This window comes from Nonomuraea africana (assembly GCF_014873535.1).
Taxonomy (GTDB): domain Bacteria; phylum Actinomycetota; class Actinomycetes; order Streptosporangiales; family Streptosporangiaceae; genus Nonomuraea; species Nonomuraea africana.
The window spans coordinates 1121784-1148723 of record NZ_JADBEF010000001.1; the positions used below are offsets into that span (position 1 = coordinate 1121784).

Below are 26940 nucleotides of genomic sequence, written 5' to 3' on the forward strand. Positions count from 1 at the left end.
GTGTCTGCTCTTCCCTCCGTCCGTGGGTTCTTGATCGTCACGGCCGTCGTGGTGTCGGTGGGCGCCGCGGGCGCGTTCGCTCTCGTGCTGAACGAGCAGAAGGATCCGCCGCCCGCCGTCACGCTCAAGTCGGAGACCCCGCGCCTGGAGGCGATGGCGCCGGTACGGCGGTTCGGGCAGGGCGGCCCGGGTGTCACCGTCACCCCGCCGCGCCTGCTGGCCATCACCCCCGGCACGGTGCCGAAGGGGACGCGTTACAAGCTGGCCGCGCTCAAGCACGTGCAGAAGGTCATCGTCGTCGACGCCGGCTCGGTCAAGGTGGCGGGCACGGCGGTGAACCTGCTGGCGGTCGAGCCGGCGGAGTACCGCTCGTGGACCCCGCAGGCGGTCGCCGACCAGCCCGAGGTGTGGAGCGCGCTGGCCAGGGGCGAGCTGGTCGCCGACACGGCCGCGGCGCGCAGGTTCGGGATGGTGCTCGGCGCGTCCTACCAGATCGACGGCGGGCCCAGGCTGCGCGTGGCCGCCTCCGCCACGCTCGGCCTGCCGGGCGTGGACGGCATCGTCAGCGCCGAGGTCGGCCGCCGCCTCGGCCTGTTGCCCGGCGTGGCGGTGCTCCTGCACGGCAAGGAGGGCAAGATCAGCGCGGCCGGTGTGCGGAGGCTGCTGGGCAAGGGCGGGCAGGTGCTCGCCGTCGGCGCCCGCGGGGCCGCCGCCCAGCCCAGGGCGGGCGACCAGCAGGCCGCCGGACCGCCCGAGAAGCAGGTCGTCCGGCAGGGCAGCTACCTGGAGCTCTACAAGGCCGCCGCCACCCGCTGCCCCGGCCTGTCATGGACGGTGCTGGCGGCGATCGGCCAGGTGGAGAGCTCGCACGGGCGCAACAACGGCCCGTCGAGCGCGGGCGCGCTCGGCCCCATGCAGTTCATGCCCGCCACCTGGAAGGCCTACGGCGTGGACGGCGACGGCGACGGCCGCAAGGACATCTGGAGCCCCTACGACGCCGTGCCCGGCGCCGCCAACTACCTGTGCGCCAACGGCGCCGGCCAGGGCGGGCAGAAGCTGCGCAAGGCCGTGTGGTTCTACAACCACTCGTGGGACTACGTGAACAAGGTCCTCAGCCTCTCGGACGCCTACGCCCGCGCCTACGCCTGACGCCGTAGTGCCTACGCCTGACGCCGTACCGGCGGGGGGCAGCAGGTGAGCGGGCACGGGTCGGGCTCGGGCTCGGCCATCAGCTCGCGCACCATCCGCACGAACGCGGGGTGCGTGCCCGCCGTGGCCGCCCGCTCCAGCGGCAGCCCCAGCTCGGCGGCCAGCTGCCTAGCCTCGACGTCGAGGTCGAAGATGACCTCCATGTGATCGGAGACGAACCCGATCGGCACCAGCACGACCGCCGGAGCCGTGGTCTTCCTCAAATGGTCCAGCACGTCGGGCTCCAGCCACGGCACCTGGGGAGGGCCGCTGCGCGACTGCCAGACCAGGTCCCACGGCTCGTCGCGGCCGAGCGCCCTGCTGACCAGCTCGGCCGACCTGCGCAGCTGCGCCTCGTAGAGCCCGCCGGACGGCCCCGCCGTCCGCGCCATCGAGACCGGGATGCTGTGCGCGGTGAACACCAGCCTGGCGTCGTCGCGGCCGAGCCGGTCGAGTGCCTGCCTGGTGTGGTCGGCCACCGCGGCGACGAACCCAGGATGGTCCCCGAAGTGCCGCATCTTGACCAGCTCGGGGCCGCCCTCCACGGAGATGCGCGCGATGTCCTCGTAGTACTGGCGGCAGCTGGAGTACCCCGCGAACGCCGAGGTGGCGAAGACCGCCGCCTTCCTGACGCCGTCGGCCGTCATCTTTCGCACGGTGTCCTCGCCGAACGGGTGCCAGTTGCGGTTGCCCCAGTAGATCGGCACGTCCAGCTCGGGCCGCAGCGCCTCGATCAGGTCGCGGTTCTGCTGGTTGATCGGGCTGATCCCGCCGAAGGACTGGTAGTGCTCGGCCACCTCGAGCAGCCGCTCGCGTGGCACCCCTCTGCCCCGCACGACGTTCTCCAGGAACGGCATCACGTCGTCGGGCCCCTCGGGACCGCCGAAGGACAACAGCAGCAGCGCGTCGTAGTTCCCCACGCTGGTAAGCCTAGGGGGGTCAGGCTGTAGGTTCGGTGGCGTGAGCGCATTCAAGGATATTCGTGACTATGTGGCCATCCCTCGTGTCCTCTCGCTGAAGCTGTCGCCGGACGGATCCCGGCTCGTCAGCGCGGTCCAGTCGCTCAATCCCGACGGGAAGTCCTTCGGCACCGCACTGTGGGCGCTCCCGCTGGACGCGGAGCCATATCGCCTGACGAGGAGCGCCAAGGGGGAGACCGGCACCGAGTTCACCGCCGCCGGTGACGTGCTGTTCACCTCCCGGCGTCCCGACCCGACCGTCAAGGACTCCGACGAGGAGGTGCCGGCACTCTGGCTGCTGCCGCGCGCCGGCGGCGAGGCGCGGCAGATCGCCACCCGCCCCGGAGGCATCGGCGCGGCCAGGGTCGCGGGCGACGTCGTGGTGTTCTCCTCCGACGTGCTGCCCGGCGACGAGGCCGCCGACGAGGAGCGGCGCAAGGCGCGCAAGGACGCGGGGATCAGCGCGGTCCTGCACGAGGGCTACCCCGTCCGCTACTGGGACCACGACCTCGGGCCTGGCCGTACCCGCCTGTTCGCCGCCAGGCTCGGCGCCGACCGGCTCGAGGACGTGCGCGACCTGACTCCGGACGCGGCCGGCGAGCTCGACGACAACATGGACTTCGCGCTCACGCCCGACGGCTCCACCGTCGTGACGACCTGGACGGTGCCGGTCGGCAGGGGAGAGGCGCGCACCGATCTGGTCGCCATCGACGTGGCCACCGGCGAGCGGCGCACCCTCTTCTCCGCCGAGGACTTCGACTTCACCGGCCCGGTGGCGATCTCGCCCGACGGCGCCCGCGTGGCCTGCTCCCGCGACCGCCACACCGCGCTCGAGGTCTCCGCGCGCTCGGAGCTGTGGATCGGCGACCTGGCGACCGGCGAGGGCGCGGCCCACGCGGGCGACCTGTTCCCGATGGACGCCGAGTGGGCGCCCGACTCCTCGGCGCTCTACATCGTCGCCGACGAGCAGGGCCGTCGCCCGATCTTCCGCGTGACGCCCGGCGGCGGGTGCGAGCGGCTGACCGGCGACGACGCCGCATACCTCGCGCTCAACGCCTCGCCCGACGGCCGCTTCGTCTACGCGCTGCGCAGCGGCTACCACGCCCCCGCCACGCCGGCCAGGATCGACGTGGCCACCGGCGAGGTCACCGAGCTGCCCTCGCCCGCTCCCGCGCTGGAGCTGCCCGGCACGCTCACCGAGGTCTCGGCGCTGGCCGACGACGGGCAGGAGATCCGCGGCTGGCTGGTGCTGCCGAAGGACGCCTCGGCGGAGAACCCCGCGCCGTTCCTGCTGTGGATCCACGGCGGGCCCGTCTCCTCGTGGAACGACTGGTCCTGGCGGTGGAACCCGTGGATCATGGCCGAGCACGGCTACGCCGTGCTGCTGCCCGACCCCGCCCTGTCCACCGGGTACGGCCAGAGCATGATCGACCGAGGCTGGGGCGACTGGGGCCCCCGCACGCTCGCCGACCTCGACGCCATCGTCGACCAGGCGCTGAAGCTGCCCGAGCTCGACGACACGCGTCTCGCCGCGATGGGCGGCTCCTTCGGCGGCTACATGGCCAACTGGGTGGCCGGCCACTCCGACCGCTACCAGGCGATCGTCACCCACGCCTCGCTGTGGAACCTCGACCAGTTCGCCGGCACCACCGACGCCGCGATGTACTGGCAGCGCGAGTTCGGCGTGCCCGGCTCCGAGCGCTACACCAAGCTCTCGCCGCACGTCGCCCTCGACCGGATCAGCACCCCGATGCTGGTCATCCACGGCGACAAGGACTACCGCGTGCCGATCGGCGAGGGCCTGCGCCTGTGGTGGGACCTGCAGCGCAGCAACGTCGACTCCAAGTTCCTCTACTTCCCCGACGAGAACCACTGGGTGCTCAAGCCGGGCAACGCCGTCGCCTGGTACGAGACCGTCCTGGCCTTCCTTTATCAGCACCTCAAGCCTCAGTTCGGCCCTCCGCAGCTCTCTGGCCTGGTTGACCTGGGATCTCTTGCCCCCAAGGCCGAGTAGCCACAGCAGCAGAGAAGCCCCTCAGGTCCGCCTGAGGGGCTTCTTAACGCTCTAGGGGCTCTGGGCTTAGCGTCCCTCCGAGGAGTCGCTAGGCCGACGTACGAACGTCCCTAGACCTGGCTCTGTGTAGGTCAGACCGTCTTGCCGTAGCTGAGTCATGACCTTCTGAGCTGTGGCGTTGGCGATGCCGTAGGTGTTCGTCAAGTCCAAGACAGAGGGCAGCTTGTCACCAGGCGCATAGGTGCCGTCTTCAATGCGGTTCTTGATCACTTCGTATACCTGCACCCATCGCGGGACGTTTGGCTTCCACTCCATGATCGGCACTCTAGGAAGCTCATTAGTCCTAGGCGATGTAGCCCCTCTAGGCTTACTACCCCATCTAGGCGTACTATCCCTGCTATGACCAGCGCTAGACCGAGACAAGCCCTACAACGATCAATCCAAGTCCACATCGAAGGAAGGATCATCACAGTCCTAGAGGGAGAGCTAGTTGCATACTTCGCAGCCTCATACAAGCCGGACAGTGAATACCCCATCCACGTCCACATCACTACAGACAAAGAGGAGGCATGGGACCGTCTCAGGACATCTCTGGAACTAGAGCCAGGGACATACGGTCACGTACTCGCCTACAACCTTCTCAAAGAAAAGCCGACGCTCATTAAGTGTCTGGGGCGTATCGACAGCCCCGAGCAAGAGCCGGTAGTGCCATGAGCCCGCCAGAGATCGATGTCCAAAAGCTCAACGACGACCAGCAAACAGGCTTGCGGTGCGTGGTCTGCAATTCAGACTTCATCATCGAGTCAGCAACAGGACTAAGCGGGAAAGTGCCACAATACCCTATGGGCGCTAGCCCGTTGGGCGAAATCATGTTCATGTGCCTTAGGCACATCTACTAGGCACTACAGACAAAGAGCCCTTAAGCCGTTCCGTAGATGGCTTAAGGGCTCTTTGCTGTCCGGGATCTTACCCTCTCCAGGTCTGGACCTCAATCGTCTAGGGTCTATCGCCATGTTCGGGCACGTCTCGATCAGCATCACCACCGTGAGCGCCACGTGTTCCATGGTGAACGTGACGGCCTTCGCCAGCATGCCCATGGGAAGCTCTGAGAGCCACACAGGGCCATGATCAGGGCTCAGGAGATGCCAGACAGCCGACGCGGCTTCCAGAGCATGAGAAAGCCCTGTGGTTCATGACCACAGGGCTTTCTTTGTACCTTGCTAGTGCGGCATGTCTCTTCAGTTAGGCAGTAGTCGCAACGTTGAGCATACGGAATGCGTTAACAGTCGTGACATCGCTACCAGTCCGGAACCACATAAAGGCACCTCGCTGACCTGTCGGCCTACGGTTAGCACCAAACAAGTTCGGGATAAGCTCAATGGTCGTACCGATACGATCCACAATCACGAACTGTGAGAAGTCGCCATAAATCAACACGTGGTTATCCGCAGTAGCAGCCGGATTGATAGAGCTATCCATGTCGCTGGTTTCCCAAATGGGCTTACGCAGAAGAGTAGGCGTAGCCTCCCCGACGCCGGGGAACTTCTTAGCACCATTGCCAGTCTCTAACTGGTCAATGCTGTCCATGATGGCACCACTAGCAAGCCATTGAGCATTAGCCTGCCACCGGGGGGAAAGGGCCTGCTTCACCTTATAGACATCGGGAGATGAAAAGGTCTCCGCAGTGGTAGGCGCAACCTCGCTAACAGAACCGTCTAACGCAGTGACAATGCCCTTAGGCTGACCTGTACCAGTGCCTGTAGTGTAGGCAATACTCTGAAGACGTGAAGCGCCGTCCTGTAGTAACGCGCCTAGCTCATCTAAGAAGCCCGCTCCCGCATCCATCCCCACTTCATAAGAGTACGGAATGAAGGCAGCACCCTTATGCACAGGGATGGAAGGCTGAGCAAGAGTCGGGCTAGCGTCGGCAGCTTCCGTAGCTTCTGCTAACCATTCGGCACTAACGCCAGCGCTGGTGACTCCCGCCCACGAATCAGTAACCGTCTGCACTACACGCGAGATCGTACGTAGCGGGTTAATGGTTCCAGGGTTCGTAAGAATGATTGCAGGGTCTAGTGTGAACGGCACCATGTAACCGCCGCTAGCGTCGGTAAGTGACATGGCGCGCATTTCCATCTGCACACTATGAGCAGTACGGAAAGCGTCGGACTCCGCATTATCCCAAAGAAGGTGTCCACGCTCAGGGTCGCCACAGAGCTTAGCGAAAGCAGAGCGGTAGTTCTCATCCCCAGTAACCATAATCCAGCGAGACGCTAGATCCTGGTCTCGATTAGAGCCGGTGGTGACAAGAGCTGTAGCCCGCTCGGCCGCATAGTCGGGAAGCTGGTTAGCACTAAAGGCACGCTCAATCATGCGCTTAGCATCATCGCGTGACCCTCCCGCCCTACTGTTAAAGCCATACGACGTTACAGGCTTATCCGGGTGAGCTGAAGCAGTGACACTACCGGGATCGCCGAGCGGAGTGCCTGCCTCAACCTTCGCCCCGGAATTAGGGTTTGCGACTAGCGCTCGAATATGGTCACGCTCTGCGCCTAATACATCCCGGTCTAGAGCCTCTAGCCCTAACAGTTCACTCTCTTGCTGCTTCGACCTACGCTCATACCCTCTTAAGAGTACCGCGCGATCTTGGATATAACGGTGAAGATCTCTACGCTCAATAGAAGACATCGCAGCAAGCCGATTTGTGATAACGGGTGTGCCATCATCACGGGTAAGGCTCGCATTGTTCAAAAGATCAGATACTACTTGCTGAATTTCGTTGGATAACAACGGAAATCCCCTCAGTGACGAGTTCGCATAGCGCTAACCGGCGATTGCCTGACATTAGGCTTTGCGGAATAGCACCTGTACGGCGCTTGCCAGACCACAGGGCTAGGGACAAATCAAAGAGGGGCACTTGCTCAACCTCTTTGACGTAAAAAGCGAGCGGCTCTTGTGGCTACACGTAAAAAAAGGGGCGGCACCTAACGCGTAGCCACAAGAGTGCTCTGTGGGTGGCCCCACACATCGGGATGCGTGAGATCAATTCGGACTATAATTCATCGCCCTCTTGTGGCGCAACTAATTCCCGCATTTCCTGGTCGGAGAGGGAAATGCCGTCCGTTTCTTCCTCCAGGGGCAGCGTGGCAACAGCTTCTTCCCATGATGCTGGCATGAGACTAAGCGCAATATCCCGGTATTGGTCCTCACGCTTAGACAGCAAATGCCTAATGCCAATCACCAGATTGTTTAGGGCAAGAGTGACAAGCCCTCTGTCATCCTCACTCCCATGAAGATAGAAGTCCCTAGCGTGCTTGAATACCGCTAAGAGAATCCTCAAGTCCTCATCACTGTAAGAGGTAGTAGGTAGAGGAACATACTCGGTTGGCGCTACGCGACTACGCACACCACGAGGAGGTGAAGTTTTGCTTCCTCTGCCAAACCACATAAAGCCTAAAGGGTCCTCGTGGAAGGAATAGGCCCGATCAGTCACAACAGGTTTCCTCTCAATACGCACTATCTGCCAGCACTAACATGATCAAATCCTGTGGGGAGCCGTGTCTATTTTTCGTGACCGTGGGGTCACAAAGGGAAAAGGATCTTGTTTGGTGACGTCCCTACCCCCCTAGGCCCTGCCCTCTTACCAGTCCTCAGAGTCGTCTGTAGCTGGTATCCGATTCGGGTACCAGTTGCGAGAGGTATCGGTTGGGGGCGTATTCAATTGGTTGACACGCATGGAGTTGCATCTCACATGTGCAGGGCGAAGATTGCTCAGCGTGTCAGTGCCACCATTTGCCTTAGGTACTAAGTGGTCTACGCTTGGAGCTAGCGGAGATCTAGGGTTAGTTGCACTAAGCGACATGTCGATCTGTTCATTGCAGATATGGCAGACAGTTCCATACGTAAGGAAGCAAAGCTTTCGTATGCGTGGCCAGTTGCCACCTCTAGAGCTATTGGCACTCACGTTCGCACTTCCAATCTGTTAGCAACGGATACCTCTCAACTCTCGCGATGGCACTAACGCCTGAACTGACGGGATGCCATGCTCTTGCTTCAGCCAGAACGTTAGCCATATCTCCGAGACCGTTCGGCCACCGTTCTCATACTCCATCTCAATAGTCTTGATCCCCTTCTCCCTATCGATCGCATGCCACTCCCCATCTGCTAACAGCACACGGCTTACCTTTAGGCCGGTAATCAACTGACCCATGTCTCTTAGTCCCCTAGTCCTTAGTGCTAATGGCGACTATCTAGGCGCGCGTGGGGGAGGGGTTGCCCCTTAGACTCCCGGAAAGTTGTAAGTTGTGCATCATGCCTGGTCAGATACAACATACATACAACTTATTGTCTGTATGTTGTCTGCAAGTTGTGCTCTACCAGGCATGATGCACAACATGCACAACATGCAAGGATGAGAGACCGGCCGTAGCCCTGAGGGTCGCCCCCTGCTCAGCGCCGCTTAGCCTCTAGCCCATTAGCGATCTTGCGCGCTTCGGTCTCTGTGTAGCGTTCCTTGTCGTACGTGTAGAAGGGGCTAGTCTTACTGCCCTCTGCCTTAAACGAGTTGATACGTAACTTAGCCTTCTGGGCAGAAGTGATCCTTCCAAACTTCTCTAGGTCCTTACTGAGGTAGACGCCTGCCCCTTGCTTGATGAACTTCCAAATCTCTTGGAGTTTGGGATCAAGCTCTTTCATCTCACTAGCTAACAGGTCATCCGCATTGAGATTGCTCTCCCCAACGAACTTAACGGTGCTGGTTGTGGTAGGTCCTTCATCGGTGCTAATTACTTGTTCGGTGAATTCATAGATGAGTCCCGGCTTCCCCTTCTTGACGAGATTGGCCTTATCAACGTTGAGGTGATAAGTGCCGTTGTCCTTGTCTCTAAGGGCTAGCAGCGTGTGCCGTGCAACTTGGCGGAACGCCTTAGATTCTCCCCAACGCCTACCGGCATCATCGGACTCAACTCTGTTGAGGTGCATAATTCCTAGGAAGCCACAAGTTGTCTCTTCTCCCACCTTGCGCAAGGGCTCTAGAACCTTACGAACGGCGCGAGCTTTATACGTGTCTGTGTCTTGCCCCATGTTGGAAAGCAACGGATCAAAGATGGAAAGCGCAACATCGTAGGCTGTGATGAAGTTCCTCAGTGCGTCTCGATGGCTTATCAAGTCGAACAAGGCATACTCGTCTCGCACGCCTTCAATCGGAGGATTGATGCACACTCGGGATAGATCTGCTCCTGCTGCGATAAGTCTAGGGACGATAGTCTCAGCGTCGCTATCTTCGGTTGCGAAGTAGAGAACGTTTCTAGGCTTCCCGTAGTATTCGCCTTCCAAGTCTCCTCGTGTCACTTGGGCTGCAAGCCATAAGGCAATCGTTGATTTCCCTGAGTCTTCCATGCCCGCTAGTAAGTTCACCTGTCCTGAGAGGATCATGTCTTGCCATACCCATTTTGTTCTTTTCGGCTTAATGGTATCTGCGCCACGCCATAGAAGACGCGCGGTCTTGCCCCAAGTTTCAGATTGACTCTCAACGTTCTCATCTGGGATCGCTAGTTCCCCCTCTTGCTCTAGCTTCATGAGCTGACTATCCCGAGCGGACTTTATGCATTTCGCACGTCTTGCAGCAGTCCACTTGTCGTCATCGGGAAGGGGAACGTTAAGCGCTATGATCTCTTCTACGATTTCTTCAGTTACATAGCTCCACGGACACCTAAACGCTAGTTCGTAGAGTCTGCGCAAGACCTTCTGAACGGTGTTGTCCCAAGCGCCATGCTCAGGCTTACTCTCATCCCAGAGGTTCTTAAGCTCTTGGACTCTCGCGTCCAGTGCCTTATCTGTGTAGGCATCGCATCGCGCCTTATCGCTTGGACTAAGGTCCTCATACTTTCCCCCCTTAACGGATGGGGCCGTGGTAGGCGACTTGCCTATCTTCTCTGCGAGGAGCGTTTTGATAGTCTCTGGAAGCTCAACAGGCTCTGTGTCATGCACTATCGAGTCATAGAGAAACCCTGAGTCGAAGATGATATCCAGCCCGCGTAAGCATTCAATCTTGTTAGTGCCTCCCTCAGATGACCACTTGTAGTAGAGGTGCTTTCCGCCACTCTCGCTAGTGACGGTAAGAGTCTCGGGCAGAGCCCCTAAGGACTCTAGGCTTTCAAAGCCTGGCTTCCCCCTCTTGATATCAACGTCAACCAGAACAAACCCAGACTTCCTTAGGTCGCATCCCACACCGGCCTCAGGCCATCTCTTCCACCATGTGATGATCTGCTCAATATCCGTTGTGGCCCATTCCTGCGGTGTTCCTTTCCTCCACCTCACATGGGGCTCCCTGGTCTCCCTGTCGTACGGGTAGACGTGAAAGCCCCGCTCTGCCCACTTGAGAGCTTGTTTGACAAACTCGAAGCTCAATGCCTAATCTTTCTCTCGGAGTCACAACCAAACCATTTCCTCTCTGTCGGTGGCCATAGACCGGCGGACAGCAGAGCCCCTAACCACTCCTCGGGTTAGGGGCTCTTTGTTGTGTGAGTGCTAGTTGTATTGAGCTTGTTTCGCGTACGTCTTCCTTATTACTTCGTATGCTTCTTCGCGAGTCGTCTTGATAGCTTCCTCAAGCCGTAACAGTTCTTCGCGATAGCTAGCAGTCTCAGAGTCTTCGGTTGTCTTGAGGATTTGCTCTAAGTTGTGTTCCATGAACATAGCTACTCTTCTCGCTTGGCTTAGTGTCTTCTGCTAGCCGTTACACGTAGCGTTCGTCTTCCCATGCTTCTACATCGCTTAGCTTGTAATGCACTTCCCTGCCTACTGCTATACGTCTAGGCGCTCGCCCTATCGAGTTCCAGTAGTAGACAGTCCTAAGAGGTACTCCTAATCGCTTAGCTAACTGCCTAGTAGTTAAGTGCCTCTCTTCCAAGGCCCAGTCACTCCCGTTCGATCTTGAATGGATTCGGACCGATACCGCCAGGCTACGATTTATTGATGGACTTTCGCAAACGGGCAGCTCAGCCAATGAATTGATGTTGATCTAAGATCCATTGATCATGCCGCTTCCTTCTCTATCTGAGACATATCTCCAAAGATGGCCTTAAGCCTACTAACCTGTCGTGCTGATAACGGGGGAGCGTCTTCCACTAACTCAGCCGCTAAGCGCTCCATCACTTCCTCAATGTTTAAACTCACGTAGTCACTCCTAGATAGCAAAAAGTCGCCGAATCACTTCGGCGACTTTCGTATATGGGGTTGTGCCTAACGATTACTCGTTAACCCACTCAAACGCGATACGTTCTCTGAGCATGTACTCTATCTGCTCATCCGTCTTGTGCTGACCTAGTGTCTTAGTCTTACGAATACGGATGCTCTTAAAGAGCGTCCGTAGTACGTCACGCTGTGCAGGTATGTCGAGAGCCATCCATCTAGTCCTAATGGTGGCTAGGTTGCCTCTAGCGTCTCTCGTAAGGTCCTCTAGTACCTTAGGGATGGTTACTGGCCGTAGAGTTTCCTCAAGCTCAGCTATGCGGGGAAGTAGCTTCTTCTCTTTCACACTGAAAGCTCGGAGCGAGATTTCCTCGCTCTCCATCATGTCTAGTGCTTCCTGGTAGCTCGCTCTAAGCTTCTCTAGCTCAATAGCGAGATCCTTTTTGGTGTCATCGTGCTTAGTAAGCAGCTCGAAGATATCTTTCTTAGCGAGACGCTGACAGACTAGATGGCCGATGAACATGTCTGTCCAGTCCATGCGGATTGTGACGCATCCTTTAGGCCCGTTGCACCGATAGCGATTAACCTCTCTACCTCCCAAGCGAGCGAGATATGCGCCGCATACGTCGCAGGTGCCGAAGAACGCTAGGAGGTACTTAGCCCGCCCTGGTCTAGTGGTCTTACGGCTCGGGTCTGCTAGAAGGTTACGAGCCTTCCAGAAGAGTTCTTCATCTACGATTGCTGGCCAGTCGCCTTTTACTAGAACTTCTTTGCCGTCTTCCTCATACGCGCGCTTGCCTATGTAGACAGCGTTAGTGCAGATGCGCCTAAGCATGGCAGGGGACCATAGTGCCGGTCCTTTAGACCTATGATGCGGCGTAAGGCCCTGAGCCACCGATGGACTTGGAACTCCTCGTTCGTTCAGATCCCGAGCTATGGCTATAAGTGGATGAGAAGAGGCAACCCGCGTGATCACCTCCACTACGATTTGTGCTTGCTCGGGTACGGGTACGCGAGTCTTCTCGACCTGACGAGGGTCGTCAGGTTTTGGTACCGCCCTAGACTCGTAACCGTAGGCAGGGCGTGAATGCGGTCTCCCCGCTCTTTTGCTAGCTTCCATGTTTCTGCTTACGCGCTTGCGAATCTTGCGGCTTTCCTTCTCACTGTCTAGGCCATCCTCCATAAGTGCGACCCAGTCTCTATCGTCGTTTGGGTCGTACGTACGGTTGTCGGCAGTGATGTGAATAAGAGTTTTGCTGTATGCGCACAGCTCTACTAGTGCTGCCCACTCATAGAGCTTGCGCCATGCTCTAGACGTTTCCCACAAAATGAGAACGTCTAAGGATTGTGACTCTAGTAGTTCCTCCAGCCGTCGCCAGTCTGGGCGCTCTTTAGTTGAGTATCGAGATGCACTGATGTTGTTATCCCGGAACCTACGACTAAGAGGAAGGTCCCAGTTGTTAGCGCTTGCTGCCTTAGCGTTAAGCTCATCTTGTTCATCCACTGAACGTTCATCAAAACGCTTGCCGTGCGAGTCGGAGCGTCGAGAGTAAGAGGCAGCTTTGATCACAAACCCAGTGTACCAGTGTCGTACCCCCTACCGAAAGGCGAGAGTCCTGCCCTTCCTCGCCCAGCACGTGCTCGGCCAGGAGTGGAAGCGGCCGGAGTCGGTGGCGTGACCGACTTCGTCACCCTCGCCGAGGACATCGCCCGCGAGGCGGGGGAGATGATCCTGGCCAAGCGGCCCACCAACCCGGAGGTCGTGCAGACCAAGTCCAGCCCCACGGACGTGGTCACCGCGCTCGACCGCGCCTCGGAGGAGCTCATCCGCGCCCGCATCAGGCAGGCGAGACCGGACGACATGATCCTCGGCGAGGAGGGCGGCGACACCCCCGGCAGCTCAGGGGTGCGCTGGGTGGTCGACCCCATCGACGGCACCGTCAACTTCCTGTACGGCCTGCCCGAGTGGGCGGTCTCCATCGCGGTGGAGGTCGACGGCGAGATCGTCGCCGGAGTCGTCAACGTGGTGCCGCGAGGAGAGCTGTTCAGCGCCTCCCTGGGCGGCGGCGCGGTGCTGCACAAGGACGGCCTCGCGCTCTCGCGCCTTCGCTGCAACAGCGGCGTGCCGCTGGGGCAGGCGCTCGTGGCGACCGGCTTCGGCTACGACGCGGGCAGGCGCGGCGTGCAGGGCTCCGTCGTGGCCGCCGTGCTGCCGGCGGTGCGGGACATCAGGCGGGGCGGCTCGTGCGCCATCGACCTGTGCTCGGTGGCGGCGGGCCGGGTGGACGCCTACTACGAGCGCGGGATCAACTACTGGGACTACGCCGCCGCGGGGCTGATCGCCAGGGAGGCGGGCGCGCGGCTCGGCGGGCTGAACGGCAAGGGTCCCAACGGGGAGCTCACCCTGTGCGCGGCGCCCGGCCTGTTCGAGGAGCTGCACGACCTGCTGGCCCCGCTCGACCCCGAACGCGACGCCTGAGCGCCCGCGGCGAGCCGCGAACGCGAACAGGAACGGGAACGGCCGGAGCCCTCGGGGGCCCCGGCCGTTCGCGTCATCGTGCGGTTCGGCGCTTCATTGTGCGGTTCAGCGCGGCAGCAGGACGCCGTGCTCGTCCGCGAGGCGGCGCAGATCCTCGATCTCCGCGGTGAGGGTGTCGGCGAGGTAGTCGTCGCCGACGGACCTCGCCTCGTCGAGACCCTTCTTGGCCTGGCAGAGGCGGCGTTCGATCGTGGTCGTGAACTCGCCCATCTCACCTTCTCTCTCAGCAACATCACGGGGGGCGCCAAGCGTGCGGTCACAGGGGTTCCAGGGCACGCGGCGTTGGGTGTCCCGCGGGTCTACCCACAACCGCCGCGGTCCGAAACCTCCGATTCGCTGTGCCCTGCGTCACGGTCGCGCCGTCGATGGCTTACCGTGCGTTTATCGGGGATGTGGTGAAAATGGGGCCACATTCAAATGTGGGGAGAGGTGCCAGAAGCCGTGCGGGTGCTGGTGGTTGAGGACGAGCGGGTGCTCGCCGACGCGATCGCGACGGGGCTCCGTCGCGAGGCCATGGCCGTCGACGTGGCCTACGACGGCGGAACGGCGCTGGAGAAGACCTCCTACATCGACTACGACGTGATCGTGCTGGACAGGGACCTGCCCGTGGTGCACGGCGACGAGGTGGCGCGCAGGCTGGTCTCCGAGCGCAGCGCCTCGCGCATCCTCATGCTGACGGCCGCGGGCGACGTCGACGACAAGGTCGAGGGGCTCGGCCTCGGCGCCGACGACTACCTGGCCAAGCCGTTCGTCTTCATCGAGCTGGTCGCCAGGGTGCGGGCGCTGGGCCGCAGGTCGGCCCCCGCGCTGCCGCCCGTGCTGGAAAGGGCGGGCGTGCGGCTCGACCCCGGCAAGCGGCTGGTGGAGCGCGACGGCAAGGAGATCGTGCTGACCAAGAAGGAGTTCGCGGTCCTTGAGGAGCTGCTGCGGGCCGACGGCGCCGTGGTCAGCCAGGAGGACCTGCTGGACAAGGCGTGGGACGAGAACATCGACCCGTTCACCAACGTCGTGCGCGTCACCATGATGACGCTGCGCAAGAAGCTGGGCGAGCCGCAGGTGATCGAGACCGTTCCGGGAGTGGGATACAAGTTGTGAGCGAGAAGCCGGATCGCCCGGCCGTGCCGACCCATCCGATGATCAGCCCGCACTCGGAGCGGAGCAGCATGACGACGGCGCGGAAGGAGCAGCTGGACGCCGAGGGCGGCTGGGGCGGCCTGCCGCCCATCCACCCTCCCGGCGATGAGACGCTCGGCGAGCGGATCAGGGTCATGCGCGACAGGGTGAGCATCCGGTGGCGGCTCACCCTCACCTACGGCGCGCTGTTCTTCATGGCGGGCGCCGTGCTGCTGGCGGCGATGTACCTGATCGTCAGGTCGGTGCTCGACAGCCTCTCCTTCACGCTGAGGCTGCCCTCCGGCTCGCCGCCCTGGCTGGGCGACTGGCTCGAGCAGCAGTCGGAGCTGCTGGCCAACAACAACACCAACGCGGTGCTGGAGTACCTCGTCAGGCAGTCGGTGATGGTGCTGATCGGGGTCGGGATCCTGGCGCTGATCCTCGGCTACTTCGTGGCCGACAGGGCGCTGCGGCCCGTCGCGCAGATGACCGCGACCGCGAAGAAGCTCTCCGAGAGCAACCTCGCCCACCAGCGCATCGACCTGAAGGGGCCGCAGGACGAGCTCAAGGAGCTGGCCGACACCTTCGACGCCATGCTGACCAGGCTCAACGTCGCCTTCGACACCCAGCGCAGGTTCGTCGCCAACGCCTCGCACGAGCTGCGCACGCCCCTCACGATCAACAGGACGGTCCTGGAGATCGCCCTGTCCGACCCCGAGGCGTCGGCGGACCTGAAGGCGCTGGGCCGTACCCTCCTCGAGGTCAACGCCCGCAACGAGAAGCTGATCGAGGGCCTGCTGCTGCTGGCCCGCAGCGAGCGCGAGCTGGCCGTGCGCAAGCCCGTGGACGTGAGGGAGGTCGCGCGGACCGCCGTGGAGCAGCTGGCGCCCTTCGCCGCCGACAACGGCGTCACCGTCACGACCGAGCTGTCGGAGGCGCCCACGGTGGGGGATCCGGTGCTGCTGGAGCGCTCCATCAGCAACCTGGTGGAGAACGCCGTCAAGTACAACGTGCAAGAAAACGGAAAAGTCTGGATCCGTACGGGAATGGTGGACGGGGCACTGGTTGTTCAGGTGGCCAACACGGGACAGCATGTCCCGGCGTACGAGGTGAACAGCCTGTTCGAGCCCTTCAGACGGCTCCACGCCGACCGCGTGGACTCGGCGAAGGGATCGGGTCTCGGCCTGTCCATCGTCCGCGCGGTCGTGCAGGCCCACGGCGGAAACGTGGCCGCGGTCCCGCGCGACGGCGGAGGACTTGTCGTGACCATTCGACTTCCCGGGCGGTAGTCCGGCGTGTTGATCTGACGGGGGAGTCTCGTTCACGCCGTACATGTGGTTGGATGTGCCGTCGAACACGGTGGTGCATGCCGCCAATGCTGTGTGTTTCGCCATATTTGGCTAACCACGGGCCGTTGGTAGCGCGCCCCTTCGTGTAGGGAGGTTCAGTGGCCGTTCCCGCGGGGTACCGATGCACAAATCTCCCTGACGGAATCGGGCACAAGATGGGCCTCTCGGACGTTAGACACGCGCGACGAGCGCGAAACCATAGATGAGGGGGATGGAGCGAGCACCATGGCTACCGACTACGACAGCCCGCGCAAGACCGATGACGACCTGGGGGAGGACAGCCTCCAGGAACTCCAGGCGCGGCGCACGGACAAGTCATCCGGCAGCATCGACATCGACGAGACGGACCTGGCCGAGTCGCTCGAGCTGCCCGGCGCGGACCTGTCGAACGAGGAGCTGTCCCTGAGGGTGATCCCTCGTCAGGCCGACGAGTTCACCTGCTCACGGTGCTTCCTGGTGCACCACCGCAGCCAGCTGGCCTCCGAGAGGAACGGGCAGCAGGTCTGCAGGGAGTGCGCCGCCTGACGGAGAGGGCACCGCATCGTGTCATCCAAGAAAGAGGAGCGGGACGACCCTGTGATCGGCTCTGGGCCCGCAGAGTCGCCCGCTGCCTCCGCTGAGGAGAAGGACCCGAACGAGGAGGTCGGCGAGCTCGTCGGCCGGCTCGTCCAGCCGGGCGAGCTCGAGGGGGCCGAGCGGCGCAGGCTGCTCGGCCGCCTCAGCAAGGCCCTGGCCGACGGGGCCAGGAAGGCGGGCGGCTCCCGCGCCGGCAGAGGCCGCTGGATGGCCGATGTCTTCCTCAGCATCGCGCCCAGGATCCCGATCAGGGACCTGGCGACGCTGTCCGAGCACCACCACGGCCTCACCGGCGAGCAACTGGCCGACGACCTGGTGCGCACCGCGCAGAAGGCGACGATGACGGTCGGCGCGATCGGCGGGGCCCTCGCGGCCGCCGAGTTCGCCGCCCCGCCCCTGCTGCTGTCGGCGCCCGCCCAGCTCGTCGCCGAGACGATCGTGGTGGCCGCCATCGAGGTCAAGCTCCTGGCCGAGCTGCACGCCGCCTACGGCGTCGAGGTGCCGGGCACGGGCACGCAGCGGGCCATGGCCTTCGCCGCCGCCTGGTCCAAGCAGCGCGGCATCGATCCGCTGGCGCCCGCCTCGGTCACGCTCGCCCTCGGCGCGGCGACCAAGACCGCGCTGCGCAACAGGCTGATGAGGACACTCGGACGGCACCTGACGACCCTCGGCCCGTTCCTGACGGGCGCGGTGGCGGGCGGGATGCTCAACAGGTTGGCGACCAAGAAGCTCGGTGACGCGGTCCGCGCCGATCTGCGCATCAAGCGGCCAGGACTCCCGCCCGCGGCCGGATCGGCCGAGATCGGGCGCTGACGTGTCAGGGCGGCGGGCCCTCCCCCGGCCCGCCGCCGGGCTCAGCGGGTGCGCAGCCCGTCGAAGGCGATCTTGACGATGGCGTCGGCCAGGTCCTCCGCCGACCCGCCGCGCGAAGGCTGGTACCACTCGGTGATCGAGTTGACGGTGCCGAACAGCAGCCTCGTCACGAGTGCGGGGTCGACATCAGGCCGCACGTGCCCCTCCGCCGCCGCCGCCTTCACCAGGCCGCTGACGAACCTGTCGAACTCCCTGCGCCGCTCCAGCGCGTGCTGCTCGGTGACGCTGTTGCCGCGCACCCGCAGCAGCAGCGTCACGTACGGCAGGCGCTCCACGAGGATCGACACGCTTCGCCGTACCACCCACTCCAGCCTGGCGATGGCCGGGCCCGAGGTGGCCCGGTCGTCGGCGACCATCGTGAACAGCCCGTCGAGCGCCCGGTCCAGGGCCCGCGCGAGCAGCTGCTCCTTGCCGGGGACGTGGTAGTAGATCGCCGACTTCGTCATGCCGAGCGCGCGGGCGAGGTCCTCCATGCTGGTGCCGTCGTACCCGCGCTCGTTGAAGACCGCCACGGCCGTGTGCAGCACGGACTCGGGGTCGTGCCCTCGCCCGCGCTGACGGGCTGGAGTGGTGGTCATGTCGCTAATTATCCCGAAGATCCACCACGCGCTGGAGCTTGCCCGCCGACCTGGGCAGCGTGCCGGGGGCCACCGGGTCGACCTCAACCGTGACGCCGATGGTGTCCTTGACGATCCTGGCCAGGGCCTGCCCGGCGGAGACCGGCGAGAGGGGAGTGCCCGGCGCGCTCTCCACGCGCACGGTCATCACGTCCAGCCGCCCCGGCCGGCTCAGCTCGATCACGAAGTGCGGCGACAGGCCCGGCGTGCGCAGCACGATCTCCTCGATCTGGGTGGGGAAGACGTTGACGCCGCGCAGGATGATCATGTCGTCGGTGCGTCCCCTGACCCTCTCCATCCGGCGAAAGGCGGGCATCGCCGTGCCGGGGAGCAGGCGGGTCAGGTCGTGGGTGCGGTAGCGGATGACCGGCATGGCCTCCTTGGTGAGGGAGGTGAAGACCAGCTCGCCCGTGCCGTCGGGGCCCGCGTCGACGATCTCGGGGTAGAAGTGGTCCTCCCAGACGTGCAGGCCGTCCTTGGTCTCGACGCACTCCTGCGCCACGCCGGGGCCGATGACCTCCGACAGGCCGTAGATGTCGACGGCGTCGATCGCGAAGCGGCTCTCGATCTCCTCGCGCATCTCCTCCGTCCACGGCTCGGCGCCGAAGATCCCGAGCCTCAGCGAGGTCTCGCGAGGGTCGAGGCCCTGGGCCTCGAACTCCTCCAGCAACGCCAGCATGTAGGAGGGGGTGACCATGATGACGTCGGGCCTGAAGTCGGTGATGAGCTGAACCTGCCGGGGCGTCATGCCGCCCGAGACGGGCACCACCGTGCAGCCGAGGCGCTCGGCTCCGTAGTGGGCGCCGAGGCCGCCGGTGAACAGCCCGTAGCCGTAGGCGACGTGCACGATGTCGCCGGGCCTGCCACCGGCCGCCCTGATCGACCTGGCCATGACGTCGGCCCAGGTGTCGAGGTCGCGGCGGGTGTAGCCGACCACCGTCGGCCGGCCCGTCGTGCCGCTGGAGGCGTGGACGCGCGCCACCTCCTCGCGCGGCACCGCGAACATGCCGAACGGGTAGCTCGCCCGCAGGTCCTCCTTCGTGGTGAAGGGGAAGCGCGCGAGGTCCTCGAGCCGCCTGCAGTCGCTCGGGTGGACGCCCGCCCTGTCGAACTTCTCCCGGTAGAGCGGGACGTTGCGGTAGGCGTGCTCGAGCGACCACTGGAGCCGCTCCAGCTGCAGGGCGGCGAGCTTGTCCGGCGAGATCATGCGCCCTCCCTGAGGGTACGGCTGCGCCCGCGGAACTCCGCGACCACCCGTCCGCCCTCGCCGCGCACGGTGACGTCGTAGATGCCGCTGCGCCCGTAGCGGGTCCGCTCCCGCGCCGAGGCCGTCAGCACCTCGCCCGCCCTGGCGGGGGAGACGAAGGTGATCTCGGCGCCCGCGGCTACCGTGACGGGCCCGTGGCTGTTGCAGGCGCAGGCGAAGGCGGTGTCGGCCAGGAGGAAGACGTAGCCGCCGTGACACAGGGCGTGCCCGTTGACCATCTGCTCGGTCACCGTCATGCGGCAGTCGGCCCGTCCCTCGGCCAACTCGGTCAGCTCGATGCCCAGTGCGGCCGAGGCCGCGTCATCGGCCATCATTCGACGCGCGCCTTCCACGGATGTCTCCCTTGTCAGCTGACCGAATGTTCGGTAAACACATCATCGTCGGCGGGTCCTGTCAAGGGAGGGGCGACCATGTTCGACCAGCACGAACAGACGCTGTCGAGGGCCATGGAGGCGATCGCCGAACGCGGCTACTGGAGCGCCTATCCCGAGTCCCCGAGCCCTCGCGTGTACGGCGAGGGCGCGGCCGAGCGGGGCAAGGAGGCCTTCGAGTCGTACCTGGGCAAGCCGTTCCCGCTCGACCAGCCGGGCACCGGCCTCTGGATCGGCGCCGAGCGCTCGCCGTACGGCATGGAGCTGGGTGTGACCTACCCCGAGCCCTCGCCCGAGCAGCTCGTGGAGCTGGCGAAGGACGCGATGCCCGCCTGGCGCGACGCGGGGCCCAGGGCGCGGGCGCTGGTCTGCGCCGAGATCCTGCACCGCGTCAACCAGCGCAGCTTCGAGATCGCCAACGCCGTCCAGCACACCACGGGGCAGGCGTTCGTCATGGCCTTCCAGGCCGGCGGCCCGCACGCCCAGGACCGCGGCCTCGAGGCCGTCGCCTACGGCCTGGCCGCCATGACCGCGGCCCAGCCCTCGGCGCGCTGGGAGAAGCCGGCCAAGGGCGACCCGCTGGTGATGGCGAAGAAGTTCACCGTCGTGCCGCGCGGCGTCGCCCTGGTGATCGGCTGCAACACCTTCCCGACGTGGAACGCCTACCCCGGCCTGTTCGCCTCGCTGGTGACCGGCAACCCGGTCGTCGTCAAGCCGCACCCCGGCGCGATCCTGCCGCTCGCGATCACCGTCGCCATCGCCAGGCAGGTGCTGGCCGAGGCGGGCTTCGACGCCAACCTCGTCACGCTTGCGGCGGAGGAGGGCCAGGGCCTGGCCACCCAGCTGTCCACCCACCCCGACGTGCGCATTGTCGACTTCACCGGCTCCACCGAGTACGGCGAGTGGCTGGAGCGCAACGCCACCCAGGCGCTCGTGCACACCGAGAAGGCCGGGGTCAACACGATCGTCGTCGACTCCACCGACGCCTACAAGGGGATGCTGGGCAACATCGCGTTCTCGCTGTCGCTCTACAGCGGGCAGATGTGCACCGCGCCGCAGAACATCCTCATCCCCTCGGCGGGCATCGAGACCGACGCGGGACACAAGAGCTTGGCCGAGGTCGCGGCCGATCTCGCCGCCGCCGTCGGCAGGCTGCTCGGCGACGACGCGCGGGCGGTCGAGCTGACCGGCGCCATCGTCAACGCGGGCGTGCTGGAGCGGCTCGAGGCGGCCCCCTCGCTCGGCGAGGTGGTGCTGGAGTCCAGGGCGGTGACCCACCCCGCCTTCCCCGGCGCGACGGTCAGGACGCCGGTGATCGTCCGGCTGTCCGCCGAGCGCGAGGACGTCTACGGACGCGAGCACTTCGGCCCCATCGCCTTCGTGATCGCCACGGACTCGACGGACGACTCCCTCCAGGTGCTCAGGCGGACGATCGCGCGGCGCGGGGCGCTGACCGCGTCGGTCTACTCCACCTCGGAGGAGGTACTGGCGGCGGCGGAGAAGGCGGCGCTGGAGGCCGGGGTGAACCTGTCGTGCAACCTGACGGGCGGGGTGTTCGTCAACCAGTCGGCCGCCTTCAGCGACTACCACGGCACCGGGGCCAACCCCGCCGCCACGGCCTCGCTCACCGATCCGGGCTTCGTGGCGGGGCGCTTCTTCCTCGTCCAGTCGCGCCGGCCCGCCTGACGTCCGGCCGAGGAGGCGGTGGAGGAGGCGGTGAACGTGCGGGTCGCGGTGATCGGCGGCGGGCGGATGGGGGCGGGGATCGCCCAGGTCTTCCTGGCCGAGGGCGCGTGGGTGACCGTGCAGGAGGCCGACGAGGACGCGGCGAGGGCGGCGGCCGGGCGCATCGCCAAGGGGCTGCGGACGGCCGAGGCCAGGCGGCCCGGCCTGCGGGCCGACGAGGCGCTGCGGCGGCTGAGCGCGGGTCCCGTGCCCGAGACGGCGGAGCTGGTGATCGAGGCCGTGCCCGAGGACCCACGGCTCAAGGCCGAGGTCCTGGCCGAGGCGGAGGCGCGGATCGGCCCGCACGCCGTCCTCGCGACCAACACCAGCTCCCTGTCGATCAGTGAGCTGTCGGCCGCGCTGAGCGGCCCGCACCGGCTGATCGGGCTGCACTTCTTCAACCCGGTGCCGGTCCAGCGCCTGGTCGAGATCGTCGTCACCCCGCACACGCCGCCCGAGGTGCTCGACAGGGCCAGGAAGTACGTCGAGATGCTGGGCAAGACGGGAGTGGTGGTCAACGACTCGCCCGGCTTCGCCACCAGCCGGCTGGGAGTGCTGCTCGGCCTCGAGGCCATCCGGATGGTCGAGGAGGGGGTGGCCGCCGCCGAGGACATCGACACCGCCATGACCCTCGGCTACAACCACCCCATGGGCCCGCTCAGGCTGGGCGACCTGGTCGGCCTCGACGTGCGGCTGGCCGTCGCCGAGTATCTGCACGCCAGGCTCGGGCCCCGCTTCGAGCCCCCCGCTCTGCTGCGCGACATGGTGGCCAGGGGCGAGCTCGGGCGCAAGAGTGGGAAGGGCTTCTACGTCTGGGAAAGCTGACCGGTTTGTGTTTATTTGTGCACTCAAGGGGTAGAGAGCAACGGACTTTCGACATCCCTGGAGGACATAGGTGGCCGCCCGTAGCTCGTTCCTGATCGTCGCGAACCGCTTGCCGGTGGACAGGAGCATGGCCCCGGACGGCACCGCCTCCTGGCGAAGGAGCCCAGGCGGGCTCGTCACCGCCATAGCGCCGGTCATGCAGCGCCGCCACGGCGCGTGGCTGGGCTGGCACGGCGCCCCCGACGAGGAGCTCGGGCCCTTCGAGCAGGACGGCATGAGCCTCATTCCCGTCCCGCTGTCGGAGCAGGAGGTCCAGCTCTACTACGAGGGTTTCTCCAACGCCACCCTCTGGCCGCTCTACCACGACGTGGTCGCCCCGCCCGTCTTCGAGCGCGACATGTGGGACGCCTACCGCAAGATCAACGAGCGCTTCGCCGACGCCGCGGCCGAGGCCGCCGACGAGGGCGCCCTGGTGTGGGTGCAGGACTACCAGCTGCAACTCGTGCCGGCCATGCTCCGCAAGCGCCGTCCCGACCTGCGCATCGGCTTCTTCCTGCACATCCCCTTCCCGCCCGTCGAGCTGTTCTGGCGGCTGCCGTGGCGCACCGAGCTGGTCGAGGGCCTGCTCGGCGCCGACCTGGTCGGCTTCCAGCGGCCGGGCGGCGCCTCCAACTTCATCAGGCTCTGCCGCCGCCTGCTCGGCCTGTCGTACAAGGGCAACGAGGTCTACACCGGCGACGGCCGCTCCGTCACCGCGCAGGCCTTCCCCATCTCCGTCGACTTCTCCGAGCTCGACAACCTGGTCCGCGAGCCGCACATCGTGCAGCGCGCCAAGGAGATCCGCTCCGACCTGGGCGATCCAGAGCACGTCCTGCTCGGCGTCGACCGGCTCGACTACACCAAGGGCATCGGCCAGCGGCTGGAGGCCTTCGGCGAGCTGCTGGCGGAGGGCAGGCTGAACGCGGGTGAGGCGGTGTTCGTCCAGATCGCCACCCCGAGCAGGGAGCGGGTGGAGGAGTACCGCAGGCTGCGCGACGACATCGAGCTGCAGGTGGGCCGGATCAACGGCGAGCACTCCATGCTCGGCCACCAGCCGATCCAGTACTTCCACCAGTCGTACGACCGCGAGGAGCTGGCCGCGCTCTACCTGGCCGCCGACGTGATGGTCGTGACGCCGCTGCGCGACGGCATGAACCTGGTGGCCAAGGAGTACGTCGCCTGCCACAACGACCTGCGCGGGGCGCTCGTGCTCAGTGAGTTCGCCGGGGCGGCCGACGAGCTGCGGCAGTCGTACCTGGTCAACCCCTACGACGTGGAGGGGCTCAAGCGGACCATGCTGGCCGCCATGCGGGCCACGCCGCACGAGGTGGCCAGGCGCATGCGCACGATGCGCCGCCGGGTCTCGACCTACGACGTGGACCGCTGGGCCAGCGAGTTCCTCACCGCGTTGGAGTCTTGAGCGCCTTCCAGGCGAGGTAGCGCTTCTTGGCCGTCTTGTTCACCACGATCTGGGCCACCTGCATGCCCACGCCCATCAGCACCGCGTAGCCGATCGCCTCGGCCATGCCGACCTCGTCGGAATCGGTGTCGATGGGCGGCTCCTTGCCGGTGACCTTCACCCACGCGATTCCGAGCACCTTCTTGGCCGCCCACGCGGTCACGAGACCCACCAGGCCGCCGATCACGCGCCAGGCGATGTCCGGCTTCTCCTCTGTCTTCATGTGTGCAACCCTATTCGTCTTCGACGCGTACCATTTAGAGGCATGACTCAGCGATCACGCCGTGCGCCCATGCCCGAGAAACCCACTCTCGACGGCCTGGAGCAGGTATGGGTGGAGCGCTGGGAAGCCGACGGCGTCTACCGGTTCGACCGGTCCAAGACGCGCGAGCAGATCTACTCCATCGACACCCCGCCTCCGACCGTCTCCGGCTCGCTTCACGTCGGCCACGTCTTTTCCTACACCCACACCGACACCGTCGCCCGTTACCAGCGCATGCGCGGGCGCGAGGTCTTCTACCCCATGGGCTGGGACGATAACGGCCTGCCCACCGAACGCAGGGTGCAGAACCACTTCGGCGTGCGCGGCGACGCCTCCGTGCCGTACGACCCGTCCTTCGTGCCGCCCGACAAACCGGGCAAGCAGCAGATCTCGATCTCGCGGCGCAACTTCATCGAGCTGTGCGAACGGCTCACGATCGAGGACGAGAAGGCGTTCGAGCAGCTTTGGCGGCGCCTCGGCCTGTCGGTCGACTGGACACTGACCTACGCCACCATCGACGGCGGCTCGCGGGCCACCTCGCAGCGCGCCTTCCTGCGCAACCTCGAGCGCGGCGAGGCCTACCAGGCCGAGGCGCCGACGCTGTGGGACGTCACCTTCCGCACCGCCGTGGCCCAGGCCGAGCTCGAGGACAGGGAGTGGCCCGGCGCCTTCCACCGCGTCTCCTTCTACGGCGACCACGGCCCCGTCTGGATCGAGACCACCAGGCCCGAGCTGATCCCCGCCTGCGTGGCGCTGGTGGCCCACCCCGACGACGAGCGCTACCAGCGGCTGTTCGGCACCACCGTGCTGACGCCGCTGTTCGGCGTCGAGGTGCCGGTCGTGGCCCACCACCTGGCCGAGCCGGACAAGGGCTCGGGCATCGCGATGATCTGTACCTTCGGTGACCTGACCGACGTCACGTGGTGGCGCGAGCTCGACCTGCCGACCAGGCCGGTCATCGGCTGGGACGGCAGGCTGCTGCCCGAGGCGCCCGAGGGGGTCGAGGCCGAGCCGTACAAGGAGCTGGCCGGCAAGACCGTGCACAGCGCCCGCGAGCGGATCGTGGAGATGCTGCGCGAGTCCGGCGACCTCGACGGCGAGCCGCGTCCCGTCACCAGGGCGGTGAAGTTCTACGAGAAGGGCGACAAGCCCCTCGAGATCGTCACCACCAGGCAGTGGTACCTGCGCAACGGCGGCCGCGACGCCGACCTGCGCCAGCGGCTGCTCGAGCGGGGCGCCGAGCTGGTCTGGCACCCCGCCCACATGCGGGTGCGCTACGAGAACTGGGTCAAGGGCCTGGCCGGCGACTGGCTGATCTCCCGCCAGCGCTTCTTCGGCGTGCCGTTCCCCGTCTGGTACGAGGTCGACACCGGCGCGCTGATCCTGCCCACCGACGACATGCTGCCCGTCGACCCCTCCTCCGACGTGCCGCCGGGCTACACCGAGGAGCAGCGCGGCGTGCCCGGCGGCTTCGTCGGCGACACCGACGTCATGGACACCTGGGCCACCTCCTCGCTGTCGCCCGAGATCGTCGGCGGCTGGCGCGACGACCCCGACCTGTTCGGCCGTGTCTTCCCGATGGACCTGCGGCCGCAGGCCCACGAGATCATCCGCACCTGGCTGTTCTCCACCGTGGTCCGCGCCCACCAGGAGTTCGACTCGCTGCCCTTCCGCAACGTGGCGATCTCCGGCTGGATCCTCGACCCCGACCGCAAGAAGATGTCCAAGTCCAAGGGCAACGCCACCACGCCGATGGCGATGCTCGAGGAGTACGGCTCCGACGCGGTCCGCTACTGGGCCGCCGGCGGCCGTCCGGGCACCGACACCACTTTCGACACCGGCCAGATGAAGATCGGCCGCCGTCTGGCGATCAAGATCCTCAACGCGTCGAAGTTCGTGCTCGGCTTCCCCGCGTCCGAGGGGGAGGTCACCCAGCCGCTCGACCTGTCGATGCTGGCGGCGCTGGCGCAGACGGTGCGCGAGGCGACCGAGGCGTTCGAGGGCTACGACTACGCGAGGGCCCTCGAGGTGGCCGAGCGCTTCTTCTGGTCCTTCTGCGACGACTACCTCGAGCTGGTCAAGGCGCGCGCCTACGAGGGCGACGCGGCCGCCGCCTCGGCCCACGCGGCGCTGCGGCAGGCGCTCGACGTGCAGCTGCGGCTGTTCGCGCCGTTCCTGCCGTTCGTCACCGAAGAGGTGTGGTCGTGGTGGCGCGACGGCTCGGTGCACCGCGCCCCATGGCCCGCGGCCGAGGCGGGGCCCGGCGACCCGGCGCTGCTCGCGGTCGTCTCCGAGGTGCTGAGGCGGGTTCGCAAGGCCAAGTCGGAGGCCAAGGTGTCGATGCGCGCCGAGATCGCCCGGCTGACCGTCAGCGGCCCCGAGGCCGGCCTGATCCGCCAGGGCGCCGACGACCTGTGCGGGTCGGGCAACGTCGACGAGTTCGTCCTGGAGCAGGGCGAGGAGCTGTCTGTCTCGGTGGTTCTGGCCTGATCATCGGGGGTACGGCGGCGCCGTGCCCCCACCAGATCTTTCGTTCACGGCGATAACCGCGCGCGTTCCGGCGCGCGGCGTGC

At 64.9% G+C, this 26940-nt stretch carries 25 protein-coding genes; 12 read left to right on the forward strand and 13 right to left on the reverse strand.

Annotated features, from left to right (window positions below; genetic code table 11):
* The gene (locus tag H4W81_RS05100; RefSeq protein WP_192773701.1) at nt 1–1149 is read left to right on the forward strand and encodes a lytic transglycosylase domain-containing protein; all 1149 of its coding nucleotides are present in this window, start codon (nt 1–3) and stop codon (nt 1147–1149) included.
* Nucleotides 1150–1160: 11 nt separating this feature from the next.
* On the opposite strand, the gene H4W81_RS05105 is transcribed toward H4W81_RS05100, so the two are convergent.
* A complete protein-coding gene (locus tag H4W81_RS05105; RefSeq protein WP_192773702.1) occupies nt 1161–2108 on the reverse strand; it encodes a ferrochelatase in 948 nt (315 codons plus the stop codon).
* A gap of 40 nt (nt 2109–2148) precedes the next feature.
* Here H4W81_RS05105 and H4W81_RS05110 point away from each other — a divergent pair, with 40 nt between their 5' ends.
* Nucleotides 2149–4161 carry a S9 family peptidase gene (locus H4W81_RS05110; RefSeq protein ID WP_318781534.1) on the forward strand — a complete coding sequence of 671 codons (2013 nt, stop codon included), beginning with the start codon at nt 2149–2151 and terminating at the stop codon, nt 4159–4161.
* A 66-nt stretch (nt 4162–4227) separates the two neighbouring features.
* Here H4W81_RS05110 and H4W81_RS49895 read toward each other — a convergent pair whose 3' ends face one another.
* A complete protein-coding gene (locus H4W81_RS49895; RefSeq protein ID WP_192773703.1) occupies nt 4228–4476 on the reverse strand; it encodes a GntR family transcriptional regulator in 249 nt (82 codons plus the stop codon).
* Between the two features lie 84 nt (nt 4477–4560).
* On the opposite strand from H4W81_RS49895, the gene H4W81_RS05120 reads away from it, so the two are divergent.
* Complete coding sequence (locus H4W81_RS05120; RefSeq protein WP_192773704.1) at nt 4561–4875, forward strand: hypothetical protein; 315 nt, start codon at nt 4561–4563, stop codon at nt 4873–4875.
* Nucleotides 4876–5403: 528 nt separating this feature from the next.
* Here H4W81_RS05120 and H4W81_RS05125 read toward each other — a convergent pair.
* The 6 genes from H4W81_RS05125 to H4W81_RS05145 all read right to left on the reverse strand — a co-directional run bounded on the left by H4W81_RS05125 (nt 5404) and on the right by H4W81_RS05145 (nt 12922).
* Nucleotides 5404–6534, reverse strand: coding sequence for a phage major capsid protein (locus tag H4W81_RS05125; RefSeq protein ID WP_192773705.1), 1131 nt, complete (start codon nt 6532–6534; stop codon nt 5404–5406).
* A gap of 679 nt (nt 6535–7213) precedes the next feature.
* Nucleotides 7214–7501 (reverse strand): hypothetical protein, encoded by a 288-nt coding sequence (locus tag H4W81_RS05130; RefSeq protein ID WP_192773706.1) that lies wholly within the window; start codon nt 7499–7501, stop codon nt 7214–7216.
* A 300-nt stretch (nt 7502–7801) separates the two neighbouring features.
* Complete coding sequence (locus H4W81_RS49900; RefSeq protein ID WP_420538712.1) at nt 7802–8125, reverse strand: HNH endonuclease; 324 nt, start codon at nt 8123–8125, stop codon at nt 7802–7804.
* Nucleotides 8126–8610: 485 nt separating this feature from the next.
* The gene (locus H4W81_RS05140) at nt 8611–10569 is read right to left on the reverse strand and encodes an AAA family ATPase (protein ID WP_192773707.1); all 1959 of its coding nucleotides are present in this window, start codon (nt 10567–10569) and stop codon (nt 8611–8613) included.
* Between the two features lie 328 nt (nt 10570–10897).
* On the reverse strand, nt 10898–11167 hold the full coding sequence (locus tag H4W81_RS49905; RefSeq protein ID WP_420538713.1) for a helix-turn-helix transcriptional regulator: 270 nt from the start codon (nt 11165–11167) through the stop codon (nt 10898–10900).
* A 243-nt stretch (nt 11168–11410) separates the two neighbouring features.
* The gene (locus H4W81_RS05145) at nt 11411–12922 is read right to left on the reverse strand and encodes a recombinase family protein (protein WP_192773708.1); all 1512 of its coding nucleotides are present in this window, start codon (nt 12920–12922) and stop codon (nt 11411–11413) included.
* Between the two features lie 105 nt (nt 12923–13027).
* Between H4W81_RS05145 and H4W81_RS05150 the strand changes: the two genes are divergently transcribed.
* On the forward strand, nt 13028–13831 hold the full coding sequence (locus H4W81_RS05150) for an inositol monophosphatase family protein (RefSeq protein WP_192773709.1): 804 nt from the start codon (nt 13028–13030) through the stop codon (nt 13829–13831).
* 105 nt (nt 13832–13936) lie between these two features.
* Here the strand turns inward: H4W81_RS05150 and H4W81_RS05155 are convergent, their stop codons facing one another.
* Nucleotides 13937–14101, reverse strand: a complete 165-nt coding sequence (locus H4W81_RS05155) for a hypothetical protein (RefSeq protein WP_192773710.1) — start codon at nt 14099–14101, stop codon at nt 13937–13939.
* 231 nt (nt 14102–14332) lie between these two features.
* Between H4W81_RS05155 and H4W81_RS05160 the strand changes: the two genes are divergently transcribed.
* The 4 genes from H4W81_RS05160 (at nt 14333) to H4W81_RS05175 (ending at nt 17742) form a co-directional block, all read left to right on the forward strand.
* Nucleotides 14333–14986, forward strand: a complete 654-nt coding sequence (locus H4W81_RS05160; RefSeq protein ID WP_183646423.1) for a response regulator transcription factor — start codon at nt 14333–14335, stop codon at nt 14984–14986.
* Nucleotides 14987–15054: 68 nt separating this feature from the next.
* Nucleotides 15055–16293, forward strand: coding sequence for a sensor histidine kinase (locus tag H4W81_RS05165; RefSeq protein WP_225958470.1), 1239 nt, complete (start codon nt 15055–15057; stop codon nt 16291–16293).
* 285 nt (nt 16294–16578) lie between these two features.
* Complete coding sequence (locus H4W81_RS05170) at nt 16579–16878, forward strand: DUF4193 domain-containing protein (RefSeq protein WP_090929286.1); 300 nt, start codon at nt 16579–16581, stop codon at nt 16876–16878.
* A gap of 18 nt (nt 16879–16896) precedes the next feature.
* The gene (locus H4W81_RS05175; protein ID WP_318781535.1) at nt 16897–17742 is read left to right on the forward strand and encodes a hypothetical protein; all 846 of its coding nucleotides are present in this window, start codon (nt 16897–16899) and stop codon (nt 17740–17742) included.
* Between the two features lie 41 nt (nt 17743–17783).
* Here the strand turns inward: H4W81_RS05175 and H4W81_RS05180 are convergent, their stop codons facing one another.
* Genes H4W81_RS05180 through paaI form a run of 3 tightly spaced genes read right to left on the reverse strand, consistent with a single transcriptional unit; the run spans nt 17784 to nt 20000 of the window.
* Nucleotides 17784–18380, reverse strand: coding sequence for a TetR/AcrR family transcriptional regulator (locus H4W81_RS05180; RefSeq protein WP_192773711.1), 597 nt, complete (start codon nt 18378–18380; stop codon nt 17784–17786).
* A 4-nt stretch (nt 18381–18384) separates the two neighbouring features.
* Nucleotides 18385–19626, reverse strand: coding sequence for a phenylacetate--CoA ligase PaaK (gene paaK / locus H4W81_RS05185; RefSeq protein WP_192773712.1), 1242 nt, complete (start codon nt 19624–19626; stop codon nt 18385–18387).
* On the reverse strand, nt 19623–20000 hold the full coding sequence (gene paaI / locus H4W81_RS05190; protein WP_192773713.1) for a hydroxyphenylacetyl-CoA thioesterase PaaI: 378 nt from the start codon (nt 19998–20000) through the stop codon (nt 19623–19625). The genes paaK and paaI overlap by 4 nt, the downstream gene beginning before the upstream one ends.
* Before the next feature lie 96 nt (nt 20001–20096).
* Here paaI and paaN point away from each other — a divergent pair, with 96 nt between their 5' ends.
* The 3 genes from paaN to H4W81_RS05205 all read left to right on the forward strand — a co-directional run bounded on the left by paaN (nt 20097) and on the right by H4W81_RS05205 (nt 24066).
* Complete coding sequence (paaN, locus tag H4W81_RS05195) at nt 20097–21743, forward strand: phenylacetic acid degradation protein PaaN (protein ID WP_192773714.1); 1647 nt, start codon at nt 20097–20099, stop codon at nt 21741–21743.
* Between the two features lie 30 nt (nt 21744–21773).
* Entirely contained in the window at nt 21774–22607 is an 834-nt protein-coding gene (locus tag H4W81_RS05200; RefSeq protein WP_318781536.1) for a 3-hydroxyacyl-CoA dehydrogenase family protein, read from the forward strand.
* 70 nt (nt 22608–22677) lie between these two features.
* Nucleotides 22678–24066, forward strand: coding sequence for an alpha,alpha-trehalose-phosphate synthase (UDP-forming) (locus tag H4W81_RS05205; protein WP_192773716.1), 1389 nt, complete (start codon nt 22678–22680; stop codon nt 24064–24066).
* Here H4W81_RS05205 and H4W81_RS05210 read toward each other — a convergent pair.
* Nucleotides 24047–24328 (reverse strand): DUF4235 domain-containing protein, encoded by a 282-nt coding sequence (locus H4W81_RS05210; RefSeq protein WP_192773717.1) that lies wholly within the window; start codon nt 24326–24328, stop codon nt 24047–24049. The genes H4W81_RS05205 and H4W81_RS05210 overlap by 20 nt on opposite strands.
* 42 nt (nt 24329–24370) lie before the next feature.
* Here H4W81_RS05210 and valS point away from each other — a divergent pair, with 42 nt between their 5' ends.
* The gene (valS, locus tag H4W81_RS05215; protein ID WP_192773718.1) at nt 24371–26857 is read left to right on the forward strand and encodes a valine--tRNA ligase; all 2487 of its coding nucleotides are present in this window, start codon (nt 24371–24373) and stop codon (nt 26855–26857) included.
* Nucleotides 26858–26940 lie beyond the last annotated feature (83 nt).

Excerpts from the sequence above, each read along its gene's own strand:
- H4W81_RS49895 (WP_192773703.1), bottom strand. The coding sequence starts at position 4,476 with ATGGAGTGGAAGCCAAACGTCCCGCGATGGGTGCAGGTATACGAAGTG.
- H4W81_RS05120 (WP_192773704.1), top strand. The coding sequence starts at position 4,561 with ATGACCAGCGCTAGACCGAGACAAGCCCTACAACGATCAATCCAAGTC.
- H4W81_RS05125 (WP_192773705.1), bottom strand. The coding sequence starts at position 6,534 with ATGATTGAGCGTGCCTTTAGTGCTAACCAGCTTCCCGACTATGCGGCC.
- H4W81_RS05155 (WP_192773710.1), bottom strand. The coding sequence starts at position 14,101 with ATGGGCGAGTTCACGACCACGATCGAACGCCGCCTCTGCCAGGCCAAG.
- H4W81_RS05165 (WP_225958470.1), top strand. The coding sequence starts at position 15,055 with ATGACGACGGCGCGGAAGGAGCAGCTGGACGCCGAGGGCGGCTGGGGC.
- H4W81_RS05170 (WP_090929286.1), top strand. The coding sequence starts at position 16,579 with ATGGCTACCGACTACGACAGCCCGCGCAAGACCGATGACGACCTGGGG.
- H4W81_RS05180 (WP_192773711.1), bottom strand. The coding sequence starts at position 18,380 with ATGACCACCACTCCAGCCCGTCAGCGCGGGCGAGGGCACGACCCCGAG.
- paaK (WP_192773712.1), bottom strand. The coding sequence starts at position 19,626 with ATGATCTCGCCGGACAAGCTCGCCGCCCTGCAGCTGGAGCGGCTCCAG.
- paaI (WP_192773713.1), bottom strand. The coding sequence starts at position 20,000 with ATGATGGCCGATGACGCGGCCTCGGCCGCACTGGGCATCGAGCTGACC.
- paaN (WP_192773714.1), top strand. The coding sequence starts at position 20,097 with ATGTTCGACCAGCACGAACAGACGCTGTCGAGGGCCATGGAGGCGATC.
- H4W81_RS05210 (WP_192773717.1), bottom strand. The coding sequence starts at position 24,328 with ATGAAGACAGAGGAGAAGCCGGACATCGCCTGGCGCGTGATCGGCGGC.
- valS (WP_192773718.1), top strand. The coding sequence starts at position 24,371 with ATGACTCAGCGATCACGCCGTGCGCCCATGCCCGAGAAACCCACTCTC.